At 45.0% G+C, this 25413-nt stretch carries 24 protein-coding genes and 1 other RNA gene; 8 read left to right on the top strand and 17 right to left on the bottom strand.

All coding sequences use genetic code 11. The features are described 5' to 3' along the window. Position 1: 1 nt before the first annotated feature. Positions 2-538 (bottom strand): hypothetical protein, encoded by a 537-nt coding sequence (locus RJ47_RS08485; protein WP_039483178.1) that lies wholly within the window; start codon positions 536-538, stop codon positions 2-4. A gap of 101 nt (positions 539-639) precedes the next feature. On the opposite strand from RJ47_RS08485, the gene RJ47_RS08480 reads away from it, so the two are divergent. Beyond that, entirely contained in the window at positions 640-954 is a 315-nt protein-coding gene (locus tag RJ47_RS08480; RefSeq protein ID WP_039483175.1) for a helix-turn-helix domain-containing protein, read from the top strand. Here the strand turns inward: RJ47_RS08480 and RJ47_RS08475 are convergent. The 6 genes from RJ47_RS08475 to RJ47_RS08455 all read right to left on the bottom strand — a co-directional run bounded on the left by RJ47_RS08475 (position 951) and on the right by RJ47_RS08455 (position 7830). Continuing rightward, complete coding sequence (locus RJ47_RS08475; RefSeq protein ID WP_419831529.1) at positions 951-2066, bottom strand: TniB family NTP-binding protein; 1116 nt, start codon at positions 2064-2066, stop codon at positions 951-953. The two genes, RJ47_RS08480 and RJ47_RS08475, sit on opposite strands and share 4 nt — an antisense overlap. Beyond that, positions 2014-3879, bottom strand: a complete 1866-nt coding sequence (locus RJ47_RS08470) for a Mu transposase C-terminal domain-containing protein (protein WP_039483172.1) — start codon at positions 3877-3879, stop codon at positions 2014-2016. The genes RJ47_RS08475 and RJ47_RS08470 overlap by 53 nt, the downstream gene beginning before the upstream one ends. A gap of 2 nt (positions 3880-3881) precedes the next feature. Further along, positions 3882-4505 carry a TnsA endonuclease N-terminal domain-containing protein gene (locus RJ47_RS08465; RefSeq protein WP_039483169.1) on the bottom strand — a complete coding sequence of 208 codons (624 nt, stop codon included), beginning with the start codon at positions 4503-4505 and terminating at the stop codon, positions 3882-3884. A gap of 119 nt (positions 4506-4624) precedes the next feature. Continuing rightward, positions 4625-4721: signal recognition particle sRNA small type (ffs, locus tag RJ47_RS20805), an RNA gene on the bottom strand. A gap of 126 nt (positions 4722-4847) precedes the next feature. Next, positions 4848-6857, bottom strand: coding sequence for a GGDEF domain-containing protein (locus tag RJ47_RS08460; protein ID WP_039483166.1), 2010 nt, complete (start codon positions 6855-6857; stop codon positions 4848-4850). Between the two features lie 232 nt (positions 6858-7089). Further along, a complete protein-coding gene (locus tag RJ47_RS08455; RefSeq protein WP_038134170.1) occupies positions 7090-7830 on the bottom strand; it encodes a hypothetical protein in 741 nt (246 codons plus the stop codon). A 50-nt stretch (positions 7831-7880) separates the two neighbouring features. Between RJ47_RS08455 and RJ47_RS08450 the strand changes: the two genes are divergently transcribed. Further along, on the top strand, positions 7881-8183 hold the full coding sequence (locus RJ47_RS08450; RefSeq protein WP_038134168.1) for an MGMT family protein: 303 nt from the start codon (positions 7881-7883) through the stop codon (positions 8181-8183). Between the two features lie 22 nt (positions 8184-8205). Here the strand turns inward: RJ47_RS08450 and RJ47_RS08445 are convergent, their stop codons facing one another. Next, positions 8206-8631 (bottom strand): YbaY family lipoprotein, encoded by a 426-nt coding sequence (locus RJ47_RS08445; RefSeq protein ID WP_038134167.1) that lies wholly within the window; start codon positions 8629-8631, stop codon positions 8206-8208. 188 nt (positions 8632-8819) lie between these two features. On the opposite strand from RJ47_RS08445, the gene tesB reads away from it, so the two are divergent. After that, the gene (tesB, locus tag RJ47_RS08440) at positions 8820-9680 is read left to right on the top strand and encodes an acyl-CoA thioesterase II (RefSeq protein ID WP_039483220.1); all 861 of its coding nucleotides are present in this window, start codon (positions 8820-8822) and stop codon (positions 9678-9680) included. A 44-nt stretch (positions 9681-9724) separates the two neighbouring features. On the opposite strand, the gene RJ47_RS08435 is transcribed toward tesB, so the two are convergent. Further along, entirely contained in the window at positions 9725-10183 is a 459-nt protein-coding gene (locus tag RJ47_RS08435) for an Lrp/AsnC family transcriptional regulator (RefSeq protein WP_038134166.1), read from the bottom strand. Between the two features lie 143 nt (positions 10184-10326). Here RJ47_RS08435 and RJ47_RS08430 point away from each other — a divergent pair, with 143 nt between their 5' ends. Further along, positions 10327-11421, top strand: coding sequence for a PLP-dependent cysteine synthase family protein (locus tag RJ47_RS08430; protein WP_038134164.1), 1095 nt, complete (start codon positions 10327-10329; stop codon positions 11419-11421). Between the two features lie 74 nt (positions 11422-11495). On the opposite strand, the gene RJ47_RS08425 is transcribed toward RJ47_RS08430, so the two are convergent. Both RJ47_RS08425 and RJ47_RS08420 read right to left on the bottom strand, forming a co-directional pair. Continuing rightward, positions 11496-11813, bottom strand: coding sequence for a DUF1244 domain-containing protein (locus RJ47_RS08425; RefSeq protein ID WP_038134692.1), 318 nt, complete (start codon positions 11811-11813; stop codon positions 11496-11498). A gap of 156 nt (positions 11814-11969) precedes the next feature. Continuing rightward, positions 11970-12848 carry a Tim44 domain-containing protein gene (locus tag RJ47_RS08420; protein WP_039483162.1) on the bottom strand — a complete coding sequence of 293 codons (879 nt, stop codon included), beginning with the start codon at positions 12846-12848 and terminating at the stop codon, positions 11970-11972. A gap of 192 nt (positions 12849-13040) precedes the next feature. On the opposite strand from RJ47_RS08420, the gene RJ47_RS08415 reads away from it, so the two are divergent. From RJ47_RS08415 to RJ47_RS08405, 3 genes are all read left to right on the top strand, one after another. Next, the gene (locus RJ47_RS08415; protein WP_005473045.1) at positions 13041-13631 is read left to right on the top strand and encodes a TetR/AcrR family transcriptional regulator; all 591 of its coding nucleotides are present in this window, start codon (positions 13041-13043) and stop codon (positions 13629-13631) included. 26 nt (positions 13632-13657) lie between these two features. Beyond that, a complete protein-coding gene (locus RJ47_RS08410) occupies positions 13658-15529 on the top strand; it encodes an MFS transporter (protein ID WP_039483159.1) in 1872 nt (623 codons plus the stop codon). A gap of 105 nt (positions 15530-15634) precedes the next feature. After that, positions 15635-16558, top strand: coding sequence for a YeiH family protein (locus RJ47_RS08405; protein WP_039483153.1), 924 nt, complete (start codon positions 15635-15637; stop codon positions 16556-16558). A gap of 2 nt (positions 16559-16560) precedes the next feature. Here the strand turns inward: RJ47_RS08405 and RJ47_RS21415 are convergent, their stop codons facing one another. Together RJ47_RS21415 and RJ47_RS08400 are read right to left on the bottom strand one after the other, a co-directional pair. Continuing rightward, positions 16561-16728 (bottom strand): hypothetical protein, encoded by a 168-nt coding sequence (locus RJ47_RS21415; RefSeq protein WP_005473024.1) that lies wholly within the window; start codon positions 16726-16728, stop codon positions 16561-16563. Positions 16729-16822: 94 nt separating this feature from the next. Continuing rightward, positions 16823-17701 (bottom strand): LysR substrate-binding domain-containing protein, encoded by an 879-nt coding sequence (locus RJ47_RS08400; protein WP_039483152.1) that lies wholly within the window; start codon positions 17699-17701, stop codon positions 16823-16825. A 173-nt stretch (positions 17702-17874) separates the two neighbouring features. Between RJ47_RS08400 and nagE the strand changes: the two genes are divergently transcribed. Continuing rightward, complete coding sequence (nagE, locus tag RJ47_RS08395) at positions 17875-19329, top strand: N-acetylglucosamine-specific PTS transporter subunit IIBC (protein ID WP_039483149.1); 1455 nt, start codon at positions 17875-17877, stop codon at positions 19327-19329. 97 nt (positions 19330-19426) lie between these two features. On the opposite strand, the gene RJ47_RS08390 is transcribed toward nagE, so the two are convergent. The 4 genes from RJ47_RS08390 to menB all read right to left on the bottom strand — a co-directional run bounded on the left by RJ47_RS08390 (position 19427) and on the right by menB (position 25389). Next, positions 19427-21901 carry an EAL domain-containing protein gene (locus RJ47_RS08390; RefSeq protein ID WP_039483146.1) on the bottom strand — a complete coding sequence of 825 codons (2475 nt, stop codon included), beginning with the start codon at positions 21899-21901 and terminating at the stop codon, positions 19427-19429. 92 nt (positions 21902-21993) lie between these two features. Further along, positions 21994-23361, bottom strand: a complete 1368-nt coding sequence (menE, locus tag RJ47_RS08385; RefSeq protein ID WP_039483143.1) for an o-succinylbenzoate--CoA ligase — start codon at positions 23359-23361, stop codon at positions 21994-21996. After that, positions 23361-24347, bottom strand: a complete 987-nt coding sequence (menC, locus tag RJ47_RS08380; RefSeq protein WP_039483141.1) for an o-succinylbenzoate synthase — start codon at positions 24345-24347, stop codon at positions 23361-23363. Before menC ends, menE begins: the two co-directional genes overlap by 1 nt. 175 nt (positions 24348-24522) lie before the next feature. Then, positions 24523-25389, bottom strand: coding sequence for a 1,4-dihydroxy-2-naphthoyl-CoA synthase (gene menB / locus RJ47_RS08375; RefSeq protein WP_005472984.1), 867 nt, complete (start codon positions 25387-25389; stop codon positions 24523-24525). Positions 25390-25413: the final 24 nt, after the last annotated feature.

The raw sequence follows: 25413 nt of genomic DNA, 5'->3' as shown, positions 1-25413 counted from the left end.
GTTACACCTTACCTTGTGCTACTTGCATCCAATTGGTTAGTGCATTGATTTTGCCCAATAGCTTTGCTGATCGCTCTCTCGCTTCGTTAAATAGGGGTTGCATCTTTCGTCTGCTGTGAGGGAAGCGCGTCAACAGCGACTGATATTCCTCTATCTCACCTAGAGTAATCGCGAGCTCTCCTTCATATTGTTTTTTCTCTTGCTCCAATGCAGTCAAAGATGTCTCTGAAATCTGAATGGCCATTGAGTCAGCTTTAACCTTACTGTTTCTAGCCATTCTGGGCTCGACTTTGAGTGCTTTGAACTCACTAGTTTGATGGTAACGTTTCGATCTTTGGGTCCCAACAACAGAAAGCCAACCTTTCTCCTCGAATGATAGAAGTTGCTTATAAATGTACTTTCGAGCGTCATCCTTACTCGGGAAGGTCACATCACTGTTTAGTAAAGTATCCCTAGCGTCTATGACTGAAAAGCCATCCATTCCTTTTTCAATCAATAGGTTAAACATGTGGGGATTAATTCTGATCGCTTTATTCATATCACTAGTACAAACAACAAAAACTTAGGATTGCTAAGTATACAAAAATCAGTAAAACTTAGACAATCTAAGTTATCTAAAGGTTGAAAAGAAATGTGTAAGTGCAAAAAGACAACCCAATCCCAGCGAGGCTCAAAGCTGCGCGTAAAAAAGCCAAAATCACCCAAAAAGATTTAGGGGTGAAAATCGGCATGGAACCAAGCTCTGCTAGTGGGCGAATGAACCATTATGAGAAAGGTAGACACGTACCAGATATTGGTACACTCGAACGAATGGCTGAAGAGTTAGATGTTCCCTTGAACTATTTTTTCTGTAGGAACGAATTGAGTGCTGAACTGGCGTGTGCCATTGAGAAAATGAGTGACGACGAAAAAAAAGCGCTACTGGAAAACCTAAATGGCGAAAGTCATCTCTAAGCTTTAAGCCCGCTTTTACTCAATAACATGCTCAACGGAATTGCATCTGTAAATCGCGGAGCAAGTATTTTATCTTCTGCGGCAATGGCATTTAGGTTGTAAGTAGAACCAGAGTCAATTTGATGAAGACGAAGCTCCTCTACAGGAGCATCAAATGGGTTATCCAAATAGGGGAACTTAAATGAAAACGTGCGCGACAATATCGCTTTGTCTATCGTATCGACGTTCTCATTGAAACTCATCAGTAATGCATCTTTCAAGAAGTGCTTCAACGCTCGGCACTCTCCCTTACACATAACAAACAAAGGATATAACACTTCATTTTTTGTAAGTACTGGCGGTTCATCAAAACCCATTCTCGCACTCAAACCCGCGACAAATTTGGCAAAATGCTTTTTTTGTTCCAAGTCAAAAGCATAAGACACCGCTCCACTCGAATGACTGCTAGCTTTCAACAGCTTGAAATGCTTAATCTTTCGTCTCCAACTTAATCGCGAGTTCCATTGTGGCTCTGTCGCTATTACATCCGCATAGGGCATACCAACCAACACAAACGAGACTTTCGCTTCTTCACTTATATATTTGAACGTATTAGCAATAGCTTGCCTTTCCTCTGCTGTCGAAAACTCTACAAGCTCTTGAATTTCGTTAACGATAATCAGCTCTACAGATTTGCGTTCAAGTTGCTTTACGACAGCCTCGCCGAGTGCAATTTCATTACGTCTTCGAGTACCTCTTCCACCTGATTTACCATCCAAATCAACTAAAAACTGTGTGAGCGTATTCTGTTCATTTATGCGGCTCGGCACTCTAGTGCTAAGAACTGGTTGTTTGCTCCAAGTTGAACTCGACGGAAAGCGTGATAGGTAATTATTAATCAAAGCCGTCTTTCCACTTCCGGCCTCACCAGTTAACAAGAAAGACTCCGGTTCCCCGCCAAGGGAATGATTAAAACGAAGTTGATCCAAAATAGAGTAGATTTCAGTTATTGCAGGGTACTCGATAAAGCAAGTTTCAAAGGACTTTAGTTGCTCAAACTGACTAGATGTTAAGTTCAAATTAATACCCCTCAATATCTTCAAAATCATCGTCAGATAATTGCCCTGAGACATCGAACACTACCGTAGTTTCTTGTTTAACTGGAGTCGTATTGATTGAGCTTGGTCCGTCTGAGCCCACATCATTAAACTTTGCTAATTTCGAAGTATTGCCCGTTTTAGGCAAGCTAGCCTTATTGTTTTTCGCACGGCGGAATCTATCGGTCTCTTCCTGAATACGTTTTTTCATGTACAGGAATGTATCCGAAAGCGCCTCATCATCAGCAAGCTGCTTAGTATTAAGCCTACGTACTTTTTGTATTCGCTCATGCTCAAAAAGGGACAGCCCTTTTGTATATCCGCTGTTGTCTACCGCTGGAACTTTTATATACCTCTTTTCCGATTCTAGGTAAACATGAATAGAACTGATATCAGAAGGGTCTGTTTTGGTCTTAACAAACAGCTTTTTGCCATTGTTGGATGCCCAATATTTACGGTATTCAATAAGTTCAGAGGACTGATAGCGTAGGTTATGAAGCCTAATTCCTGCTACTCCGATGGTCCGATGTCTAAGCAAACCTAGCTCAACTCTCAACTGCTCCTTCTCTGCACCACTGTAGTAAGAGGGAGTCCATTCCGATTGATTCCACTTGTGGTATGGAATGTCACGTTCTCTTGAATCAGGTGCCATATGGTAATAGTCGACAATCCACTTATGAAGTAATTCAAGAAATATAGAAACTCTAACCACCGCATCCTTTTTAGGATTGTAATCTTGAAGTTGAGTAGGATTGGTGAACGTTTTCCCAGGCAATGCGTTCACTAACCCTTTGTTCATCTGATCAAATAGCTTTTCGATCCCTGACTTTCGCCAAGGCTTAGCAGCTTGGCTATATTGAATATCAGTTACGAATGGTCTTAAAGAGTCTTCTAAGCTGTCGGTCCAAAATTCAGCGCCATTATCAACAACTAGGTAGTCAATCTTTCCGTGACATGGCCAATCATTCTTTATAGAAGGGTAGCTACTTTTTAACCAGCTTTTATCTATCAAAGTATTAAGTAAAGCCTTGCGTACAGAGTCGAAACTGGGATCTCTAAAATTTACACTCAGCCCTACAATACATTTACTGAAACGGTCATAAAGCATCGTGAGATAAGGGCGTCCTAAAGGAATATCTAACTCATCATCAATCAGAATAACTGGAACTGGAGTATGGTCAATTTCGACATATTCCATTGGCTTGGTTGCAGCTACTTGTTGACCAACCGAGCGAAATTCTCTGTCTGCATATCGTTTGCCAAACCTTGCAGTCGCCACTTCATAGGGAGGCAAGTCGTGTACTCGGTTGTAAAAAGAACGCTCGGAAATTAGCTTTATTTTCCCTTGGACAATCTCACGATTTATTTGAATCACTCGACTCTTATAGTATCGATATGCTTCTGCGACACTAAGTCGTTCACGTGTCAGATATATATTCCTAATCGCCTCATCAATTAAGGATTGTGAATCCATTTCTTTTTGCCTATTCCCCTTAAACGCATGCTTCGGTATAAGCGCACATGGGTCTTTTCCTGACTCAAAGTAAGATTTTTTCCACGTAGCTAGTGTTCGCCAACTAGGAGGAGTTAGTTGCAATTCAGATTCAACGAGGCTTAGTATGGGGGGCAAGTTTTTCTCGGTCCATCCACCTTTTAAACGCCTATCCACAAAGGCGATAATTTTGATACGGCGGAGCACCTCTTGTTGCACCTTCTTTGGCTGACTGTCTAGGGTTAATACAATTTCAACGGGCTCTTGATATAGCTCTAATGGAGATTGTTCCGACTCTCCTTCTGAAGCTTCAAACTCATCAAAGAACCCAAATATATTATTAGAGTCCGATGGCATAGTTAACACCAAACGTAGGTTTCGAGGCCAAAGCCAATACTATTGAGGTCTGTCTTAACTTGCCCCGATGAGATCCAAGGCAAGGTGGAGATGAGCGTATCTTGCTCCGATAATCCGAAATACAATGAAACTTCTTCCAGCTTCACCATTTGCTTATGTTGAATAAACGTGAGAACTAACTTTTGAAACTCAGTCACAGTACGCAATCCAGAGTATCGGTGCAGTAGCTTGAAGTTATCTAAAGTTGGTCCCATTCTAATTTGCTTTTCAGTAACTAAAACTAAACGTCTGTTGAATTCATTCAATGCAACTCTTTGTTTCTTTTTAAATCTATCCCTGAAATCAGGTTTGAGAATCTGGCTAGAGTGTTTTACTTCGAAGAAAGTTGACTGGTCATCGTGATCTGTCGCCAAAAAATCGGGGGTATATCGGCACTTCCGATTATTGAATTGATAGTGGAAACCAAAAGGTTGAGAGGTAAAGCTTTTGATGTCTGCGTTATATTCGAGGTGAAAACAGAAATCAAACTCTAAAATGGACAGAGTGCGAACAACTGCGTCATTCTTCAAGCTCATGAACTTACAGATGTTGTGTACGTGAGATGACTTCTTGGTTTGGTCGAACATAGCAAAATCACTTTTGTTGTAAACCTACAACAAAAAAATAGACTATGAAGACTTATGGTGCAAATATGAAGAAAGCCTGCAATTTATGCGAACATATATTGCAGGCTTCAGATGGGCGGAGACCCCAGCCACATCCCGGCACACAAGTCACCCGCTGCGGCTGCTTCCTTCCGGACCTGACCGAGTTCACGAGCTATTGTTGCGGGAGGACCAGGGCCTCCATAGATTTTGTTTCCTTAGCTGTGCTAAGGAGTGCGAGGATTATCTGCCATCCCCTATGTTATTTCAAGCAGAATCACCGAAAAAATGGTGTTTTTGATTCAACTGCTTAGTGTGTAACCACTATTGGTTCAAACAAACAACTTTTGAGCGGGTCTCTTTCGTTTTAACGTAATCACTACGCGCATGTTTATGCTCATACATTGCTAGATCGGCTTGGTGCATGACTTCTTGTAAACTCATAAACGATCGCCCCGCTACAGAAGCCCCAAAAGCCAAAGACACGTTAAACGAAAGGCTTCGGTCGTGCGACACAAATGGAATCGTGCTCAACCTCTGTTTTAACTGGGCAAGACGAGGTGGGTCTATTTTTCCAACCAGAACGAATTCGTCCCCACCAATACGGTAGCTACTACCATGCCAACACCGTTCAATATGACCACTCACACAGCGCAGTACTTGATCACCCACTTCATGCCCATAGGTATCATTGATTTGCTTGAACTTATTCACATCGAGATAAATCAGAGTTTCATCACCGTTTACACCACTGCGGTACTTTTGCTTCAGCGCTCGACGATTCTTAAGGCGAGTCAAGTTGTCGGTGTTTGATTGACTGTGCAAGTACATCGCCACCACCACCAAAAAGCCAAGCACTAACATAAATAGAATTTGGCTTTTACGAGAAAAGGCTTGTTCAGCCTGAAGTGTCGCTTTCCAATTTGGTTGATAATCGTATTGAGACACAATTCTCTCGACATCTATCATCTTAAGGGCTCGAGTAAACAAAGGGGCTAAAGAAGCACCGAGCTCATTCTTCGCAAACCCAATTGCGATCGGTGACTCGTAATAGCTGCCGATCAAAGACTCTTCCACTAAAGGCAGGACATAGTCAGAATCTCGTAATCGTTTGTTGAAGTTGGCGCGACTCACCGCCAAATAATCGATTTCCTCATTAAGTAATGCATCAAACAGCTCATCATCGCTCGAAAATGCATGCAGTGTTTTGTTTGGTAGTCGCTGTGAAAGTAATTCTTGGTAGAAGTCGTCTCTAACCACACCGATTCGTTCCGCGATGAGTTCAGACACGTTGCTGTAAACGTCCGCTTTATACCCTTCCCTTTTCACTAGGATCGCTTTTGGGAAATAATAGGGAGCAGAGAAGTAGGCAATGTTTTTGCGACTCTCCGATATCGCCATCGGAGACAACAAATCAATTTTCCGATCAATTAAATCGTGGTACATGCTTTCCCAAGACTCACCCTTTGTACTTACAATGTCGCACGACAGCATTAAAATTGCGCAAGCTTGCTGCACAACATCTGCCGTGATTCCTGATATAACTCCATTAGGGTGATAGCTCGCGAACTGACCAATATCCTCGATTTTGACTCTAAGGGGCTTCTGGTAGTTGATATTGCTGTCGATGACGGATTGACGGAGTGCCTGCCTTCGGAGGTCAAATTGGTACTGTTTTACCGCTTCTCTTAGTTGTTTTTGTACCTCGGCGCTATGTACATAATCTTCAATTTTCGTCAGCAGAGGCATGTGCGTGTTTTTCGGCGAGATAATTGAGACAGGTTTGATCATCAACTGATGATTTAGAAGTTGAGCGTCGAATCCAGCAAGCAGCATTGGCTTGAGTTGATTAATTGCATCAACCACACCATCAACTTGGTGAGACTCAATTAAAGACTTCGCATGTTCATGGCCGGTGTATTCGATCAGTTCAATGGATGGATAGTTCGCTGCTATCAGTTGTTTGTATATCGTTCCGGCGGGCACGCCTACTATACTGACCTGCTCTAGATCGGCATTAATTAGACTGTAGAGATACGTGTACTCTATGTTGGTTGGGCTAGTAAATTCAAAATCACGTGCTCTCTCGTCGGTGAAGGTCACATTTGCGGCGAAATCAGCATCCGACGTCTTTACTGCGTTGAGTATCGCGCTAAAACTTGGGTAATAGACGTATTCGACGTTAAGTCCAAATTTATCTGAAATGGCATCAAATAGAATACGAGTCACAACATCGTCCGCTTCCATCGCCACTTTATATTTCGTACTCGCTACCGCCGAGTGCGCATACATCACAAAACAACATATGCACCACACGCGCCAAAAGTAAGCCATCCTAGCCGAATCCTACCTGAATAATTATGATTTCTACACGACTCTGCCTATATGATGGAAAAAATAACAAACGTTCAAACACTGTTGTTCCTTCCGTTGGAAATTAGTGAACAATGAACCACTTGAAATGTTAAGTTTTTACATCACTTGTTAAGGTGAGCAAATAATGCGCAATTCTGACACACATAAGTGAATATGCCAACTGCATATAATGGGAGCCATAATTGACTATTTATATGCCTGACTCTTCTTCCGCACTGCGTAAAATATAATCTGTCATCCATGCGGTGCCCAATAAGCAAAGCCAGACAACAAAAACAGGGTTAGGAACATCGATGTTGGGAGACACAACTAAAGCCGCGAAACCAACCGTTGGTAACGTCCAGCATAATAATTTGGTCCACTTGAAGGACTTAAGTCGCGAGAGGCTCTCCATTGATGCCATGATGCCAGTGACGCAAAGCGCTAACAGCGCCGCATAGGGAAGCCCGGCAATCCACATTGGGAAGACGAGGAAAAGCGCCCACCAGCGATGGGTTGTCGAGCGACTCCAATGTGCAGCAGCCCACCATGTTGCAATCACCGACAGTGTTTGAACAACAGTCACGATGGCCTCGCCAGCCAGTTTACCCGATGCTTGTGTCACCATAATGCCGACTTGAAGCGTCAAAACGATGAGAGCAGCGGTCAACACAACACCAATGCTGCTTCGTTTTGAGAATACAACCATAAGTAACGGGAATAGCACCCAAACGCTAACAGACAGGGCGATAGGTTGATGAGGAAGTGTTAGCCCATAAGTGGTCATCGCGGCCATTAACACTAAACCAGAGACACCACCTTGAGGTAAAATCCAGAGCGCGGGAATGAGTAAAGCTAAAACAGGAATATCGCCTTCACTTAAACTGATCGCACGTGCACAGACAATCGCTAACAAAGTTGTTATTAAGAACTGAAAAGTAGAAAATACCATGCCCTCTCCTTACTCCATTCCTTGGAAAACTGAACTAGGACTTAAAGATTATGGACCAATTTCTGATGCAAATCTTTGCAGTAATTCACCAAATTCCATGTGGGAAAGTAACAACTTACGGTGAGGTCGCAAAACTGGCAGGTTATCCTGGCTATGCACGCCATGTTGGCAAAGCCCTAAATAAACTCCCAACTGGAAGTAAGCTCCCATGGCATCGAGTAATTAACAGCCAAGGAAGAATCTCATTAAAAGGAGAGGACTTGGTTCGTCAACGTAATGCCTTGATAGAAGACGGAGTCGACGTAACGAATGATGGAAAGGTGAGCTTGAAGGTCTATCGATGGCAGCCATAACGCTACCATCAATAAATTCGGATTAGTTGACTCCGATGAGCATCAACGCAACGTTGTCGCTGTTAGCTTCATCTGTGATCACTGGGTAAGAGGTATCCGTGATAAAACGAAGTTGACCATTCACTTCAATACGAGCGCTTACGCTGTATCTGTGTCTTGGGTCAATCTTTGCACTGTCATACGCCAAATCAAATGCAAAAGGAACTTGCGCGCCATTTGTTTCAAAACGGTGTTTAGCGATTACTTTCGCGGGTGCATCCGCAAGAGAGACATCTTGAAGTGTCACCGTTACCAATGCATCGCCCGGCAAAGCAATTCGCTCTCGGTAAGCGACTGTACCTGTAATCGATTGAATCTGCGCTTGCTCTACCTCTTCACTCGGTGACTGACACCCAACCAAAACCACGCCTAGAACCACTGACATTATTGCAAATAGTGCTTTTTTCATTAAAGCCTCTCCTGAAGGTAAATTCACGCAGATTATAGGTAGGGTTTATCTAACTGTCATTACTATCGCTCGTCAGTTGACAGATTCTTTACGCAACTTGGTTCTTGCTGACAATTAACTCAAACAGTTGTTTCTACGATCACTTATTGCATAAAATGTTAGGTATCATGAACAATAAGGGCCAACGTATGAGTAAACCGTTGAACGAACTGCTCAATTTGTTGCAGTTAGAAAAACTAGAAGAAGGTCTTTTTCGTGGCCAAAGTGAAAACTTAGGACTGCCTCAGGTATATGGGGGGCAGGTGATCGGCCAAGCGTTATCAGCCGCTCGCTACACGGTCGAGCCAGAGCGCACCGTACACTCGTTCCACAGCTATTTTCTCTATCCTGGAGATCCTGAAAAGCCAATTATCTATGATGTGGAAAACCTTCGTGATGGTAAAAGCTTCAGTACACGACGAGTAAAAGCAATTCAAAATGGGCGCCCTATTTTTTATCTTACCGCCTCCTATCACGGTGAAGCGCCGGGCTTCGAGCACCAAAATAGCATGCCAGACATTCCAGGGCCGGAGAATTTTGCGTCGGAATCCGAGTTAGCGGCACGAATCGAAGAGTACTTGCCTGAAAAAATCAAGAAAGCCTTCTGTGGCGAGAAGCCTATTGAAATGCGGCCTGTCACAGTCGTTAACCCACTCAACCCTAAAAAAGTGGAACCAAAACAGTACTTGTGGATTCGGGCAAATGGTGAGATGCCTGATAATCAGTTGATTCATCAATACTTGCTTGGTTATGCGTCTGATTGGGGATTCTTGGTTACTGCACTGCACCCGCACGGGGTCTCTTTGATGACACCAAACTTTCAGGTTGCAACCATTGACCACTCTATCTGGTTCCACCGACCGTTCAAAATGGATGAGTGGCTGCTTTACGTCATCGAAAGCCCAACGGCAAGCAATACTCGCGGCTTAGTGCGTGGTGAAATCTACAATCGAGAGGGTCACCTCGTTGCCACCGCAGTACAAGAAGGCGTAATGCGCTTTACTCAATAAAAATGTAAGGAGTGATGCGTCACTCCTTAACCTTTTGACGGTGTCTAAATCGGCAAAGCGGTCGTATATTTGATGGGTTCCATAGCAAAAGTGGAAGTCACATTCGATAACCCTTTCACACTATTGACCATTCGCTTATAAAACTCATCAAAGCACTTCATATCTTTCACCAAGACTTTCATCATGTAATCGTATTCACCAGCCATACGATAAAACTCCATCACTTCAGGAAATTCGCTGACGGTGGTAACAAAATTGTGGTACCACTCGTGTGAATGGTCACTCGTCTTCAGTTGTACGAAGGCAATAAATGATAAGTCGAGCTTTTCGGCATTCAGCAACGCGACTCGCTTCTCTATGTAGCCCTCATCTTCTAGTTTTTTCAACCGTTTCCAACACGGAGTTGTCGTCAGATTCACGTGCTCTGCTAACTCATTGAGAGAGAGCGTGCCGTCGGATTGAAGCAACGAAAGGATCTGCGTATCTATCTTGTCTAAATTCATTTTGCAAATTACCAGATTGGGAGAAAATAATTCTCCAATAAGACATTTTAAAAACAATAATAGCAAAGTTTTTCTCTCTTCTTAGAGGTAGATTATTGCCATAGATAAAAACAACTACCCTACGATTTTCGAGGAATCAAGTTATGTGTACAGACCACAACTGGATTAACAACGCAGTACGAAAAATCGAAGCTGATTTTCAACGTTCAGCAGACACTCACCTTTTCAAGCTCGAACTGCCGTCGCTTGAAGGCATCGACATCTATCTCAAAGATGAAAGTACCCACCCAACAGGTTCGCTCAAACATAGATTGGCTCGTTCGCTGTTTCTTTATGCGATTTGTAACGGATGGGTTGGTCCTGAAACAACAGTCATTGAAGCATCTTCAGGCAGCACTGCGGTGTCTGAAGCTTACTTTGCACGATTGCTTGGTTTGCCTTTTGTCGCGGTCATGCCCAAATGCACTGCTCGCAAGAAAATAGAACAGATCGAATTTTACGGTGGTAAGGCGCACCTGGTTGACCGTTCAGACCAAATATATGATGAATCTCGTCGCTTAGCGAAAGAGTTAAACGGTCACTATATGGATCAATTCACCTACGCCGAGCGCGCAACAGACTGGCGTGGGAACAACAATATTGCCAACTCCATCTTTAGCCAAATGAAGCTCGAAGATCACCCAATCCCAAGTTGGGTTGTCATGAGCCCTGGCACAGGGGGAACCTCTGCTACCATTGGCCGCTTTATCCGCTATCAAAAATACGATACAAAACTGTGTGTCGTTGACCCAGAGAACTCCGTTTTCTTTGATTATTTCAATTCTGGAAACGCAGAGCTTAAAGGCGAAAACGGCAGCAAAATTGAGGGGATCGGTCGTCCTCGTGTCGAGCCTAGTTTTATAGCTGGTGTGGTCGATGAAATGCGCAAAATCCCCGATGCTGCAAGCGTTGCAACTGCCCATTGGTTGTCTGGCTTGATCGGCCGTAAAGTCGGTGCATCAACAGGTACTAACTTATACGGGGTTCTTCAGCTTGCATGTGAAATGAAGCAACGAGGTGAAACAGGATCAATCGTAACGTTGTTATGTGACTCTGGTGAACGCTACCTAGACACTTACTACAATGCACAATGGGTAAAAGAGAACATTGGCGACATTCAGCCTTACCTAGCACAACTTGAAATTATTCAGTCGAAAGGCTGCGTTGAAGCTGCATGCTGCGGTCCAATCACTGAATAAAATCAGACTCCACATACAGAAACAGCCCACTCACTTAGCGGGCTGTTTTTTTATTATTTGTACTCTAAGAAACGTTACTTCTTCTGACGAGCTTCGAAGGCTGCAAGCTGCTCTGGCGTTGCTTTCGGTTGATGATTTTGTTTCCACTCATCGTAAGTCATGCCGTAAACACGTTCACGCGCGTCATCAATATCCAAATCAAGACCTTGATTATCCGCTTCTGCTTTGTACCATTTGCTAAAGCAATTACGGCAGAAACCCGCAAGAATCATCAGGTCGATATTTTGCACATCTTTATTTTCATCAAGGTGTGCCAACAAGCGACGAAATGTCGCGGCGTCTAGCTTATCTTGTTCTTCTTGAGACAGGTTTTTGTATTTAAATTCAGCCACTTTACTACCCTTGTTATGATTGTTGGTGTGTAAAAATACTACCAAGTAATCGCTCCACTGAACAATCTAAATTACCCATGCCTAAAATTGCTCAGCTTAGGCTACAAACAAAAACGCCCAAGCGAAAAGCTCGGGCGTTGCCGTTATCAGTCAATGTTAGCCTTGAATGCCAACGATCAACCATGGCGCATTCGGCGTAGTAAGATCACGCTCCAAGTGCCAGATATCAGTGATATCTTCTTCAATGCCTTCGACGGCATCACGGTAACGACCACTAAATTGAAGGCTGAGCTGTGCTTTCGAAGCATCGTAATCGGCACGAACAATTTCTGCATCAACATACATAACATCAGTATGTTGCTCGCCCTCAAGTTTCGCTCGCTCTGATTTTAGATCCGCGAACAAACTTGGAGAAACGTACTCTTCGATTGTGTCCAACTGATTGTGGTTCCAAGCACCTTGCAGGATACGGTAGTGCTCACGAGATCCGTTGATAAACGCTGCATGGTCAAAACCCGGTGGGTAGTTGTGCGGCACATCGGTTTGCGAACCAAAGCCAAAACCACCTTGAGAACCCGGTTGTTGAGGTTGCTCGAAGTTGTGTACATTAGGCTGCTCGAACTTAGGCGCAGAGCCGCCGAATGCTGGCTGTTGACGCTGCTGATTCATGCTGCCTTGTTTGGCTCCGAGCATGCCGCGCATCAACTTAAAGATGACAAAGGCGATCAGACCGATAATGAGAATATCCATAAACTGGATACCTTCAAACGCACCGCCAAAGAAAGCTGCGAGCAGACCACCAGCCAATAAACCACCCAGCAAGCCGCCCATTAGACCTTTTTTGCTTGAGCTTTGAGTTTTAGTGGTTTGGTCTTTACCAACCGTGTTGGTGTTTTGTTGCTGCTGTTTAGGCGCAGGAGCAGTTTTATAGCTTTTGCCAAAAGACTTACCACCACCAAACTTTTTAGCTTCTGCGATTGGCGTAATTGCCACAGAAACCATCAGTAGAGCAACAAGAGAAAACAAACGTTTCATAGTTATCCTTTCGGGTTCTTTCAAGATAAGAGTTTGTAGTTATCTTGTTATAATAAGGGTTGGTTAGAAAGAAGCAAACTAAATACTCCGCCACACATGTATCAGAATATTGCAAATTTGCCTTCTGTTAGTTGACGCTACAGGGTGTGGCTCATTAGAATATCGAACATTGTTCATTTTACTGTAATTACCATGGCACGACGCAACGATCATACTCGCGAGCAACTTATCGCACTCACTCTCGATACTGTGAAGGACTTTTTGGAACAAAACTCCTACCACGAGCTAAGTCTGCGTAAAATAGCAAACATGATCGGCTATGTACCGAGTACGCTAGTCAATGTTTTTGGTAACTATAATTTGTTGTTGCTTCACGTTGTCGCTCAAACGCTAGACGAGTTGTCGGAAGAGGCAAAAAATGTCGTCGGCGGCAGTGTTGACCACAAAACAGCACTCTACCAATTGGCGTATTGTTATCACGATTTTGCGCAAAAGCACCCTCATCGATGGCAGCTAATATTCGAGCACAATATGAATGGTGAGGCGTTGCCCGAATGGCAATCTCAACGTATCGATAGCATGACAGGGATGCTCGAACACTTACTTAGAGTGCTGGCACCAGAGCGCAGTGAAGATGAAGTTCTCAAAGCTAGTCGCGTATTATGGTCTGGTGTGCATGGAATCACGCTCTTAAGCGTTGATGACAAGTTTTTCGCCGCAGACCCAATCGATGGTAAAGAACTTATCGACAATCTACTGACCAATTACCTTGTTAATTGGTGATTAAGCCCTAAAGGAATCAGGCACACATGTCGAACAACCAAACCTCTTTGTTAGGGCAGAAACGATTTCTGCCCTATTTCATTACCCAGTTTTTTGGCGCATTTAATGACAACATTTTTAAAAATGTGTTGTTGCTGTTTGTTGCTTTTGCTGGTGTCGGTGCGCTGCCAATTTCAAGTAACCTCTTCATCAACCTTGCAGCTGGTCTCTTCATCCTGCCGTTTTTTCTATTTTCTGCCTCTGCGGGCGTCCTTGCGGACAAATATGAAAAGTCTTGGTTTATTCGAAAAGTGAAACTCGCTGAAATAGGCATCATGTGCCTTGGAGCGATTGGTTTTATCACCGAAAGTTACGTCATTCTTTTGATACTACTGTTTTTGATGGGGACTCAGTCCGCCTTCTTTGGTCCTGTCAAATACGCATTACTTCCTCAGCAATTAAAAGCCAATGAACTGGTTCCGGGTAATGCGCTTGTTGAAACAGGTACATTCTTAGCGATCCTACTTGGAACATTGGGGGCTGGTGTGATTGCTTCTGCTGAAAACGCCAAGTACATCGCCGCTGGCGCCGTCGTGCTATGCGCCGTGTTTGGCTACATTGCCAGTCGCTCCATTCCAGAAGCCCCCGCAAGTGCGCCTGACTTGTCGTTTAAGTGGCAACCCATCAAACAGACGAAACAAACCATCGCGATTGCCAAAGCAGACAAAACCATTTTCCTTGCTTTAATGGCCATCAGCTGGTTTTGGTTCCTTGGCGCGGCTTACCTGACACAGTTTCCTAACTTCACCAAAATTTACCTAAATGGAAACGAGAGCGCCGTTTCATTTTTACTTGCACTCTTTTCTGTTGGTATTGCGGTCGGTTCATTAGCATGCGACAAACTTTCCAATCACCGTATTGAAGTTGGCATCGTACCCATCGGAAGCCTGGGTATTACAATCTTTGGTGCTTTGATGGCGACGTCCATCCCTAGCTACCTCCCTGAATTCGAATCGTTTTCCCAATTTGTTAGCTATCAAGAGTTGTGGCCGCTGTTTGCTTACTTGCTGTTGCTCGGCGCTTCTGGTGGCGTGTTTATCGTCCCTCTTTACGCACTAATGCAACAACGGGCAAAAGTGAATCAGCGAGCTCAAGTCATCGCGGCGCTGAACATCTATAATTCGTTGTTCATGGTAGGTAGTGCCGTGCTTGGTATTGTCTGTCTGACAGTACTGGACATGACGATTCCTCAGCTATTTACGCTGCTCGCGGTGATGAACCTACTGGTTGCTGTCTACCTGTTCATGCAGGTCCCTATATTTGTTGTGCGTTTCTTAGTGTGGATCCTGACGCACTCGATGTATCGAGTAAATCACAAAAACCTTCACCATTTGCCAGAGAAGGGCGGCGCGCTGATTGTATGTAACCACGTCAGTTACATGGATGCTCTTTTGCTCAGTGCGGTTTGCCCTCGTTTAATTCGCTTCGTGATGGAAGAAGAGTATGCAAGCCTTCCCCCTTTAAGGCGCTTCTTAAAACGAGCAGGCGTGATTCCTATCTCTGCTACAAATCGTACGTCTATTCGTCGCGCTTTTGATGAGGTAGAGCAAGCGCTCTCGGAAGGTCACATTGTTTGTATTTTCCCTGAAGGGCGATTGACGTCAGACGGCGAGATGAATGAGTTTATGCGTGGAATGGATTTAATACTAAGACGCAGCCCTGTTCCTGTCATTCCTATGGCGTTAAAAGGGCTTTGGGGAAGCTACTTTAGCCGCTCCAAGGGAAGAGCATTCAAAGGGCTCCCTACCCGTTTCTGGTCTCGAATTGAAATCGAAGCCGGTACGCCTGTACAACCGGCAGATGCAACAACTTCCGTAATGCACGATCGTGTCGCTAAACTTCGCGGTGATTGGCAATAACAGACAAGCGTTCAGTTTGACTGAACGCTTGTTCAAAACATTCAACTCTACTTACCAAAAACAAGTTGATACACTTGCCGTCTGAGTTTTGTCCCTGTCCCTACCATGAATAACGTAACTAAACAGTCTGTTTTTTGGCTTTCTCTGGCAATTTGCTTAACCCCCTTCATCACGTCGCCTACCGCATTGGTGATTGGTTTTTTACTAGCTTCTCTTGGTCTTGTTCCAGGTCAGTTTAATCTGGCTAAAGTCACTAAGAAGCTCCTCGCTTATTCAATCGTCGGCTTGGGCTTTGGTATCAACTTTGATCAAGCCTTAGCAGTGACATCGGATGGGATCGGGCTAATCATCGCAACCATTGTCGGCACGCTAGCCTTAGGCTGGGCCGTCACCAAATGGATTGGTCTGAACAGAAAAACGGGCTATTTAATTTCTGCAGGAACAGCAATATGTGGAGGAAGTGCCATTGCTGCAGTCTCACCCGCCATCAAGGCTGATGACGAACAAATCGGCTTAGCGCTTGCAACTGTGTTTGTCCTAAACTCCATTGCCTTATTTGTCTTTCCCGTCATTGGTCATGCGCTCAACTTAGATCAACATACTTTCGGCACATGGGCAGCGATTGCCATTCATGATACTTCTTCAGTTGTCGGCGCAGCATCTGCCTACGGTGAAGAAGCATTAACCACAGCTACAACGCTCAAATTAGCTCGTGCCCTGTGGATCATTCCCGTCGCCTTGTTCAGTGCGTTTTTGTTTCGCAGCGACTCGAAGAAGATTACCGTTCCATACTTCATCTTATTCTATTGCGTTGCCATCGCCGTCAGCGATTTGATTCCAAGCTTTGATTGGCTGTTTCAAGGCATCTTTGACGTTTCAAAACGCGCCTTAGTGGTGTGTTTATTCCTGATTGGGTGTGGTATTTCGGTGGAAAAGTTGAAAGCAGCAGGTCCAAAACCGTTAATGTTTGGTGTGTCCCTTTGGGTGATTATTTCCACGACATCACTCGCGTGGTTGACCTTGTTCTAGACTCAATCAACCCCTAGACGGAATTTCGTATGTTTTTGCTGCCGATGGCTCAGAACCATCGCAGCCACTAACAGAAACGCGCTCAGCTCAGCTAACGCGCGTATCAAGCCTTCGCTCTGTATCGCCACCACAATCTGCAGCAACACTGCAATGACCAATAACGTTTTCATAATCCTTTATATCCATAATCTAACTTAACGCTGTTTATTATGAATTAACGCTATATGTTTGCTAAATGCACATTTGGACTATGAAATTGCTAAATTAACTAAGTTGAGTGTCCAACCACCTAATGAATGTGTCAACTTTAGGACGCTTATCAGCCCCCATAGGACAAAGCACCTCGTAGCTCATCTCTGTTTCCATACTAGGATAAGGCGAAACAAGCTCCCCCGTCTCTAGATACTGTTTAACAAATTGATAGCGTCCCATTGCTACCCCCACATCGTGGAGTGCACTTTGTACTCCCATGTCTCGATGGCTAACACAGTAAAATTGTTTAAATAAGTTCACTTCAATACCGTGGTGCTTTATCCAGCGCTGCCATACGTCCGATTCTAGTGCATGAATAAAGTTGACACGATGTAACGACTCTAAACCGTCATCAAAAGCCCCAACCTCTTTTGCATAACGAGGCGTACAGACCGGAATGTACTTCTCGCCAAACAAACGCTTGCGATACATATCCTTTAATTCGGTGTCGCCGTAATAAATCGCCACGTCCAAATGGTTTTTATGAAAGTCTTGTGACTCTTGGGCAAAAATATTGAGATTAAATCTGGGATAACGTCGTTTGAAATCGGAAATTCTCGGCAGTAGCCAACTGTTAGCAAAAGCTGGACTTGTCCCAACGTTGATCTTGCCATGAAGCTCGGTACTGTTGATATCTTCGATTTCGCCAAAAATAGCACTTAATGACTTTGATAACGTTTTTTGGAATCGCTCCCCTTCTGCCGTAAGTTCTAACGTTCTTGTACCTCTAACAAATAAGTTGAATCCCAGCTCAGATTCCAACACTTTGATCCTATGACTCACTGCGCCTTGAGTTAGATGAAGTTCCTTCGCTGCCACGGTAAAACTTAACCTTTGAGCCGCAACATTAAAGGTATGCAAGTTTCTTAATAGTGCTTGTTGATTTGCCATCGTCGTTATGCATTAAAATTTTTAATTCATACTACTAGCCAATTCGTTTGTTTGCACCACAAATTAAGATTCTAATAGCCCCATATATCTGATTTACGAGCTAAATCACTAGACGACTAACTATTGATACTCAATCGAATCAAAATTTTTAATAGATAAACTTAGGGGTATACATGAATATACTTGGATATATGCAAAAAGTAGGTAAAGCACTGATGGTTCCAGTGGCAACGCTACCTGCCGCTGCAATTCTAATGGGGGTTGGCTACTGGCTTGACCCTGTGGGTTGGGGCTCAGAAAATATTTTAGCAGCCTTTCTAATTAAATCTGGCGGCGCCATTATCGACAACATGGCAGTGCTGTTCGCCGTTGGTGTCGCTTTTGGACTAAGTCGCGATAAAAATGGTTCAGCGGCTTTATCTGGCTTCGTCATGTTCTTAGTCGTCACCACTCTCCTTGCGCCAGGGTCTGTTGCCCAGCTAATGGGAACAGGAGCAGATGAAGTTCCTGCCGCGTTTAGTAAAATTAGCAACCAGTTTATTGGCATCATCATTGGTATTATTTCTGCTGAGATTTATAACCGCTACTCTACCGTTGAACTGCCTCAGGCATTGGCATTCTTCAGTGGCAAACGCTTAGTACCGATCTTAACGTCTCTCGCGGGTATGGTACTGTCTTTCGTTCTACTCTACGTGTGGCCAGCCGTTTATGATGCATTGATCCAATTTGGTATCAAACTTGAGAGTATGGGTGCCGTTGGCGCCGGTCTATTTGGCTTCTTTAACCGCCTGTTCTTATCAGTTGGTATGCATCACGCACTTTACCCAGTATTTTGGTTTGATGTTGTTGGCATTAATGATATCCCTAACTTCCTTGGCGGCGCTCAATCTATCGCTAATGGTACCGGTATTCCGGGTAAAACAGGTATGTACCAAGCTGGCTTCTTCCCAATCATGATGTTTGGTTTGCCCGCAGCAGCTCTTGCGATGTACCACTGCTCTGATGCCAAAAACAAGAATCAAGTATTCGCAATCATGATCGCGGCAGCCATGGCTTCTTTCTTTACCGGTATCACAGAGCCGCTAGAGTTTAGCTTCATGTTCCTTGCCCCTGTATTGTTCCTAATTCACGCGGTACTGACTGGTCTATCGCTCTACATTGCTGCAAGTATGGAGTGGATGGCAGGCTTCGGCTTCTCTGCAGGTTTTGTTGATATGGTGCTCTCTAGCCAGAACCCACTTGCAACCCAGTGGTACATGCTACTGCTTCAAGGTGCTGCGTTCTTTATCATTTACTACTCGGTCTTCCGTTTCGCTATCATCAAGTTCAACTTAAAAACACCAGGTCGTGGTGAAGATATGGAGAAGGAAGCGAATGAAGATGTCTCTGAGTTAGCCAAAGATTACATCCAAGCCATTGGTGGCGCGGACAATATTCTCGAGGTAGATAACTGCATCACACGCTTAAGACTGAGTGTTAAAGATTCCTCAGCAGCAGACAGTGAAAAACTTAAACAGCTCGGTGCTGCCGGTGTGGTACCGATTGGCAAAGGTGGCCTTCAGGTTATCGTCGGACTTGGAAAAGTCGATAAAGTGGCGGAACAAATGAAGAAAGCGCTCGCCAGCTAAGGTGTAAAAAAAGGTGGTGACTCACCATCACCACGCCCCTTGAAGTGCACTTTCGCTTAGTCACCGAATGTGCACTTCTCTTTATTTGACAGGTTATCTAGTCCAATGGCTTTGGCTCGCCTAGGTAAAACCCTTGCAAGTAATCGACCCCCATCTCTGTGGCTATTTCACACACTGCTTGATTGTGGATAAACTCCGCCACCGTTTTTGCTTCAAAAACCTGACACAGTCTTATCAACTGAGACGTTATTTTGCGTTGTTTTTTATCATGGTCAATTTGGCGAATTAAGCTGCCATCGAGCTTGATAATGTCGGGTTGCAGTTGAACGATTTCATCCAAGTTGGAGTATCCTGAGCCAAAGTCATCCACTATGATTTTGACGCCTAGTTTTCGAAAGTGGTTACACACATCAATCATTTGCGAGAAATCGCTGATCTGCTCTGACTCTACGATTTCAATGCCCACGCGACTTGGTTGCTTCAACGCGAGAATATGCTGCTCTAAAAGCGCTAACGTATTGTCGTCTAGCATGTCTTGTGGCGATAGGTTCAAGGTAAAATGATCTTGGCGAGATGACATTGCAGCAAAACTGCTTGCTATCATTTGCTGGCTAAATTTGGTGTACAAGCGTGTGCCTTGCACCAAGGGAAGAAAATACCCTGGCGGCAACACTTCATCACCGTGGGTCAGCCTCGCGAGACACTCATAACTCACGATGTCTCGCGTTTTTGCGTCATAGATCGGCTGCCCGTAAGGGACAACATTTTGATGAATGATGGCGTGATTGGCGACCGACAATCGCTCCAGTGATTCTTTTCGTTTATGTTCTTGCTGAACGAGATCACGAGCATCACAAAGATAACGGTTGTTTTTCGTTGCCCATCGCCGAGCTTCAATCGTTTTGAACAACAATGAATCGGCTGAGCAGGTTAAAAACTCTTTCTTCTCAGCGATCCCCGCAGTCACTGAAATAACAAGGTGAGTGCTATCAAGAAACGACAGGTCGTTGAAATCGAACGACTCGATTTTCTCAATAAACGCTTCGAACTCTTCGCGAATGTCTCTCGCGGCTAGCGTCTTGGAAAAAATCGTCGCCCACTCACCAACACCAATCGCGTAGAGTTTGGTCTCTTTAGGTAAGAACTCTGCCATTTGGCTTTTCAAAAATGAGGTCAACAATACTAAAACATTGTCCCCCACCGAATAGCCATACTTCTCGTTGATATCAGTTAAGTTGTTAATTTTGATATTAAAGAGGCAGTCATCCAACTCCATGCCCGCAATGTCTTCCAGTAGCACCGCTCGGTTTGGCAAGCCTGTACGACGGTCAGTACGGTAGCTGGTCATGAGTGCGCGGGCTTGGCTATCGACCTTTTTCTGCATCAATTGGTTATCAATTTCCAAATCGATAAACGAGTTACGTATCATGGAAAACAGTGGAGAAACCGGTGAAGTCAGTTGAAACTCAGGTTGCGGCGCAGCCGAGGTCGCTTCTCCTTCCCTCATTGCAACCAATGTCATGCTGTGATGAAGAATCGATTGAGTACACTCTTCTTTAAACAGCTCCCCCATGCAATAGAAGCCAAAGCTGTCGGCAACCGACTGAAGTGGAAGCAGCTCAGAATTTCCCTCAATAAAGTCCAAGCGCGATGTGCAGTTGTAAATAAAAATATTGTCTGGCTGAAAGTTAACTAAGTGATACGCGCCCTGCTGTACCTGCTGGATAGTAAGCTCCGGATGGTCATAACAAAAGCGGACTTTATCACCGATGTTGAGTGGTTTATCAAATTCAATACTAAGGTCTTCTGCAAGTGACACAGGCGTATAGATATCTTGTGCTTTTTGCTCCCCTTTCATCATCGGGAAGCCATGCAACATCTCAGGGGAAAAGTCATTACCATCAGCAAGATAACGGCGATAGATTTGCCCAATCGGCTCATCATTTAAGGTAAGGACTCGGGATCCCTGCGCTTGGGTGACGATAAATGTTTGCCCGACCGGATTCCACTCATTGTACGATTTTTGCCAAACCTGTAACTGAGGCGCGTTAATAGCAACCGCAACGAGACTAGACTCGTGAAACTCCCCATCTAAAAACGCCCAACGGCCATTGGTTGTTATAACGGTCGCGCCGCCAACAACAGGGACGGTATCATGGGAAAAGGCACTAAACAGAGCCTTGTCGCTTGATGACATCCTGTCACCAAAACATATGATCATTTTGGTGTCCAAGCCGATAGAGAGCCCTTCGTACAGTTGTTCAGACGCTTGGCGGCTACTCGCCACAAAGCTTGCGCTCGCGGTCGTAAAGGTTGCTTGTTCAAACTGAGTGAGCACCAGCAATGAATCGCCTTTATTGATATTCCCTTGCTCTATCGTCGACACGGCGCTGCTGCCAATCACAGTTGCGTTTGGCCAACGCTGCTTAATTGCAGTATAGAAAGTCAACACCTCTTCTTTGGGCTGAGCCGAAAAAAGTTGAATCAAAGGGCTTTGGTAAACGGAAGGGATGCTTTCTAATTTTTGCTCTAACTGCGGGAGAGTGTGAAACGCAAGAGAAGTACTATCCATAGTATCAGTAACTATCCTTTTCAATGGTGGCAGCGTTAACTGTCTATTTACATAGTAAAACAAACAACATATCGATTATGCAACCTATCGCTTTATTTAATGAGCGCTTGGTACTCTTTAAACCAATCTTTGACGGCTTTTCGAGATAGCTTTATCCCATTACCTAAGAGTGACTCTGGCAGAAGGTGGTAGGCAATTGGCCATTTAAACTTGGTTAGCCTCGGTTTAAGGTAAGTTTCAATCTGACTCAATTCAGGGAGTCGCTTGGCATCCAAAATCGCGACAGGTCTGAAACCGAATTCTTCATCAGCGACTGGGATTACGATGGCTTGCTTAACACCTGCGAACGCATTCAGTACCGCTTCAATTTCCTCACAGTGAATGTTCTCGCCCCCAGAAATAAATAGGTTGTCCGCTCGACCAATGATCTTAAGCTCACTACCGACCCACGCACCAAGGTCTTTCGTGTCAAACCACCCTTGGTCAGCAATGGGTGTCACTGCTCCTTGGCGGTAATACCCTAAGGCGAGAGTGTCACCACCAACGTATATCCGACCATCCTCTAGCTTAACCTTGCGGTTTGGCAATACAAAGCCGGCGCTGTAATGCTCGTCAATTTGCTTCGCGGTCACCGTCGAGGCCGCCTCCGTCATCCCGTATCCGAGCCAAGTATCGATACCGCGCTTAGCCGCTTGCGAACTCAACGCGAGGGGGACATGGCTACCACCGAGTAAAACATGAGTTAACGTGAGCTCAACGTTGCTTTCGAGCAAGCGCTTTAACTGAGTAGCGACCAAAGAGGCATGGGTGACAGTTAAAATGTCGGAGTGCAAATCTCCACTGCCCACCTTTAACGTCGCCCCGCTTTGCAGCCAGCGATAGATAATCGCCAAGCCCGAAACATGATAAAGCGGCAAACTAAGCAGCCATGTGTCACCTTGCTGAAAACGAAAACGCGCTAGAAGCCCTTGTGCGGAAGCGAGATGTTGACGCGAAGTATGAGCCACCGCTTTTGGAATGCCTGTGGTTCCTGATGTAAACACGATAGTTGCGATAGCGTCTGAACGGTAGGCGCGACTTGTTTGATCCGCAGGCGAAGGGGCGTACTCTAGCGTTCGCTCTGCACTCACTTCCGGACTCCAAATCCAGCGCTGCTGGTGTGATGCGTAAAGCGTACTAAGCTTGGTTTCGAGTTCACTCTCTGTTTGGGGCATAGTGAATGCGCATACCGCCCCGATTTCTAAGGTCGCGAGAAGTAAAATGACCGACTCAGGACTATTTTTCCCAACGCAGGTCACCACGTCTCCCGATTGAACGCCTTGCTGCCTAAGACTGGCTGCCATCATCAGGGCTTCGCGCTCTAACTCTGCCCAAGTGTAGTGTTTCTTCGGCGTGTCTAGCGCCAACAAAGATGGGCTCGATTGAGCCCATTGATTGAGTGGAGAAAGGACTGGTTGCATCAAGATTGCCAAATCAAACTTTGGTCCGCTAGGCGAACCAGTGGCAAGTCGCAACCCGGCCAAGCAACTTCAAGCTGCTGAGCAAACAAACCGACCGTATCCAATCCTGGAACTTCATCTGGCAATTGCCACTGAGCCAAACGCGCTAATTGAGTCAAACCTAAGCTTGATTCAATGCTTGAGCTTATCACCGCTTTAATGCCGAGCGCTTTTGCACGCTCAATCAGCTCGATACAACGCTGTACCGATCCAATGAGAGTTGGCTTGATGACGATCGCCTTCGCGCCATTGAAGTCCTCCAGCTTAAAGTCATCTTTTCGAATTGCATGCTGCAAGGTTTCATCCCAAGCAATGGCAATGCCGGTATTGATAGCAAATGAAAAGCTGTCACCAGGCGCCTGACACGGCTCCTCAATAAATGCGATACGACCACGAAGTGAAGGGGCAACTTTTTTTGCAAATTGCTGTGCTTTTTCCGCCGTCCAAGCTCGGTTTGCATCCAAACGTAACGTTAGGTCTGGAATCGACTCCAAGAATAAGCTGACAAGCATGCCATCACGAATTGGCTCATACAGACCCACTTTGATCTTAGCGACTTTATCACCAGTCATCGCATTCAGTTTCGGTAGCAGCTCATCGGGATCGCCTGAACAGAGTGGTGCCGCTTGATAGCACCCCGACTGTGGTAGTTGATTTTCAAGCTCGAGTTGAGCCATTGACAACCCAAAGGCGACCGACGGATAGAGCTTATCAAGTTCAAAGGTGCGACCTTCTCGCCATAACGCCAATTGCTCAACCAATTGCGAGTATGCATCATCCATTGATTCGAGACTAAAACCAGGTAGTGGAGCAATCTCACCGCGACCTGTTTCACCATCAAGCTCTAGCTCAACCACAAAACCTTCGCGTTGTTTCAACCGTTCCTCACGCAGTATCACCCCACTGTCCATCGGCAATTCGTAGCGATACAGTTTGGCTGATCTCATAGCAATATCCCTTTCTTTGTTGATATAAATGTAGCTTGTATTGGATATTTCACCTATTTGTACTTTGATATCTAAGCTGTAGCCTCAAGAACAAGGAGAGGACGCGGAATATAGAAGCCTATATGAGCATCCTCGACACAGTTATTGAGGCTAAAGCGACGATATCGACAACAAATTAAGGGTTGCGTGGGAACTTATTAAAGTCCGGACGACGCTTCTCATTGAACGCGTTACGACCTTCCTGACCCTCTTCTGTCATGTAGAACATCATTGTCGCGTTACCTGCTAGCTCCTGAAGCCCAGCTTGACCGTCACAGTCGGCGTTCAGAGCCGCTTTCAGACAACGAAGAGCCATAGGGCTATGTTGTAGCGTTTCACGACACCAGCGCACGGTCTCTTTCTCTAGATCTTCCAGTGGAACAACGGTGTTCACAAGCCCCATATCCAAGGCTTCTTGAGCATCATAGAATCGGCATAGGAACCAGATCTCACGCGCTTTCTTTTGGCCAACAATACGCGCCATGTAAGATGCCCCCCAACCGCCATCAAACGAACCCACTTTCGGTCCTGTTTGACCAAATTGAGCATTCTCTGCTGCGATTGTTAGGTCACACATCATATGCAGCACATGGCCACCACCGACCGCCCAGCCAGCAACTGACGCGATCACAGGTTTTGGACAAGTACGGATTTGACGTTGAAAATCAAGAACATTTAAGTGGTGAGTGCCCGAATCGTCTTGGTAGCCGCCGTAATCGCCACGAATCTTCTGATCGCCGCCTGAACAGAACGCTTTTTCGCCAAGACCGGTAAGAATAATGACGCCTACGCCTTCATCATAGCGAGCATCTGCCAACGCATTGATCATCTCTTTGACGGTTTGAGGGCGGAAAGCATTACGAACTTGTGGGCGAGCGATGGTGATCTTCGCGATGCCATCTTCCGACTTGTGGTACTGAATATCTTCATATTCACCGGTGCAGTCATTCCAGTTTACTGGTGCGTATAGTTCTTCTTCTGAGATACCGACTGTTTTTGCCATGGTGATTCCTGTTTCTTCTCTAAA

Origin of the sequence: Vibrio sinaloensis (genome assembly GCF_000808535.1) — a bacterium.
Lineage (GTDB): Bacteria > Pseudomonadota > Gammaproteobacteria > Enterobacterales > Vibrionaceae > Vibrio > Vibrio sinaloensis_D.
This window is presented reverse-complemented; position numbering and strand designations above follow the sequence as displayed.

Bases quoted from the DNA above. Each gene is read 5' to 3' on its own strand.
- RJ47_RS08485 (WP_039483178.1), bottom strand. From the start codon at position 538: ATGAATAAAGCGATCAGAATTAATCCCCACATGTTTAACCTATTGATT.
- RJ47_RS08475 (WP_419831529.1), bottom strand. From the start codon at position 2,066: ATGTCTCAGGGCAATTATCTGACGATGATTTTGAAGATATTGAGGGGT.
- RJ47_RS08470 (WP_039483172.1), bottom strand. From the start codon at position 3,879: ATGCCATCGGACTCTAATAATATATTTGGGTTCTTTGATGAGTTTGAA.
- RJ47_RS08465 (WP_039483169.1), bottom strand. From the start codon at position 4,505: ATGTTCGACCAAACCAAGAAGTCATCTCACGTACACAACATCTGTAAG.
- RJ47_RS08460 (WP_039483166.1), bottom strand. From the start codon at position 6,857: ATGGCTTACTTTTGGCGCGTGTGGTGCATATGTTGTTTTGTGATGTAT.
- RJ47_RS08455 (WP_038134170.1), bottom strand. From the start codon at position 7,830: ATGGTATTTTCTACTTTTCAGTTCTTAATAACAACTTTGTTAGCGATT.
- RJ47_RS08450 (WP_038134168.1), top strand. From the start codon at position 7,881: ATGGACCAATTTCTGATGCAAATCTTTGCAGTAATTCACCAAATTCCA.
- RJ47_RS08445 (WP_038134167.1), bottom strand. From the start codon at position 8,631: ATGAAAAAAGCACTATTTGCAATAATGTCAGTGGTTCTAGGCGTGGTT.
- tesB (WP_039483220.1), top strand. From the start codon at position 8,820: ATGAGTAAACCGTTGAACGAACTGCTCAATTTGTTGCAGTTAGAAAAA.
- RJ47_RS08435 (WP_038134166.1), bottom strand. From the start codon at position 10,183: ATGAATTTAGACAAGATAGATACGCAGATCCTTTCGTTGCTTCAATCC.
- RJ47_RS08430 (WP_038134164.1), top strand. From the start codon at position 10,327: ATGTGTACAGACCACAACTGGATTAACAACGCAGTACGAAAAATCGAA.
- RJ47_RS08420 (WP_039483162.1), bottom strand. From the start codon at position 12,848: ATGAAACGTTTGTTTTCTCTTGTTGCTCTACTGATGGTTTCTGTGGCA.
- RJ47_RS08415 (WP_005473045.1), top strand. From the start codon at position 13,041: ATGGCACGACGCAACGATCATACTCGCGAGCAACTTATCGCACTCACT.
- RJ47_RS08410 (WP_039483159.1), top strand. From the start codon at position 13,658: ATGTCGAACAACCAAACCTCTTTGTTAGGGCAGAAACGATTTCTGCCC.
- RJ47_RS08405 (WP_039483153.1), top strand. From the start codon at position 15,635: ATGAATAACGTAACTAAACAGTCTGTTTTTTGGCTTTCTCTGGCAATT.
- RJ47_RS21415 (WP_005473024.1), bottom strand. From the start codon at position 16,728: ATGAAAACGTTATTGGTCATTGCAGTGTTGCTGCAGATTGTGGTGGCG.
- RJ47_RS08400 (WP_039483152.1), bottom strand. From the start codon at position 17,701: ATGGCAAATCAACAAGCACTATTAAGAAACTTGCATACCTTTAATGTT.
- nagE (WP_039483149.1), top strand. From the start codon at position 17,875: ATGAATATACTTGGATATATGCAAAAAGTAGGTAAAGCACTGATGGTT.
- RJ47_RS08390 (WP_039483146.1), bottom strand. From the start codon at position 21,901: ATGGATAGTACTTCTCTTGCGTTTCACACTCTCCCGCAGTTAGAGCAA.
- menE (WP_039483143.1), bottom strand. From the start codon at position 23,361: ATGCAACCAGTCCTTTCTCCACTCAATCAATGGGCTCAATCGAGCCCA.
- menC (WP_039483141.1), bottom strand. From the start codon at position 24,347: ATGAGATCAGCCAAACTGTATCGCTACGAATTGCCGATGGACAGTGGG.
- menB (WP_005472984.1), bottom strand. From the start codon at position 25,389: ATGGCAAAAACAGTCGGTATCTCAGAAGAAGAACTATACGCACCAGTA.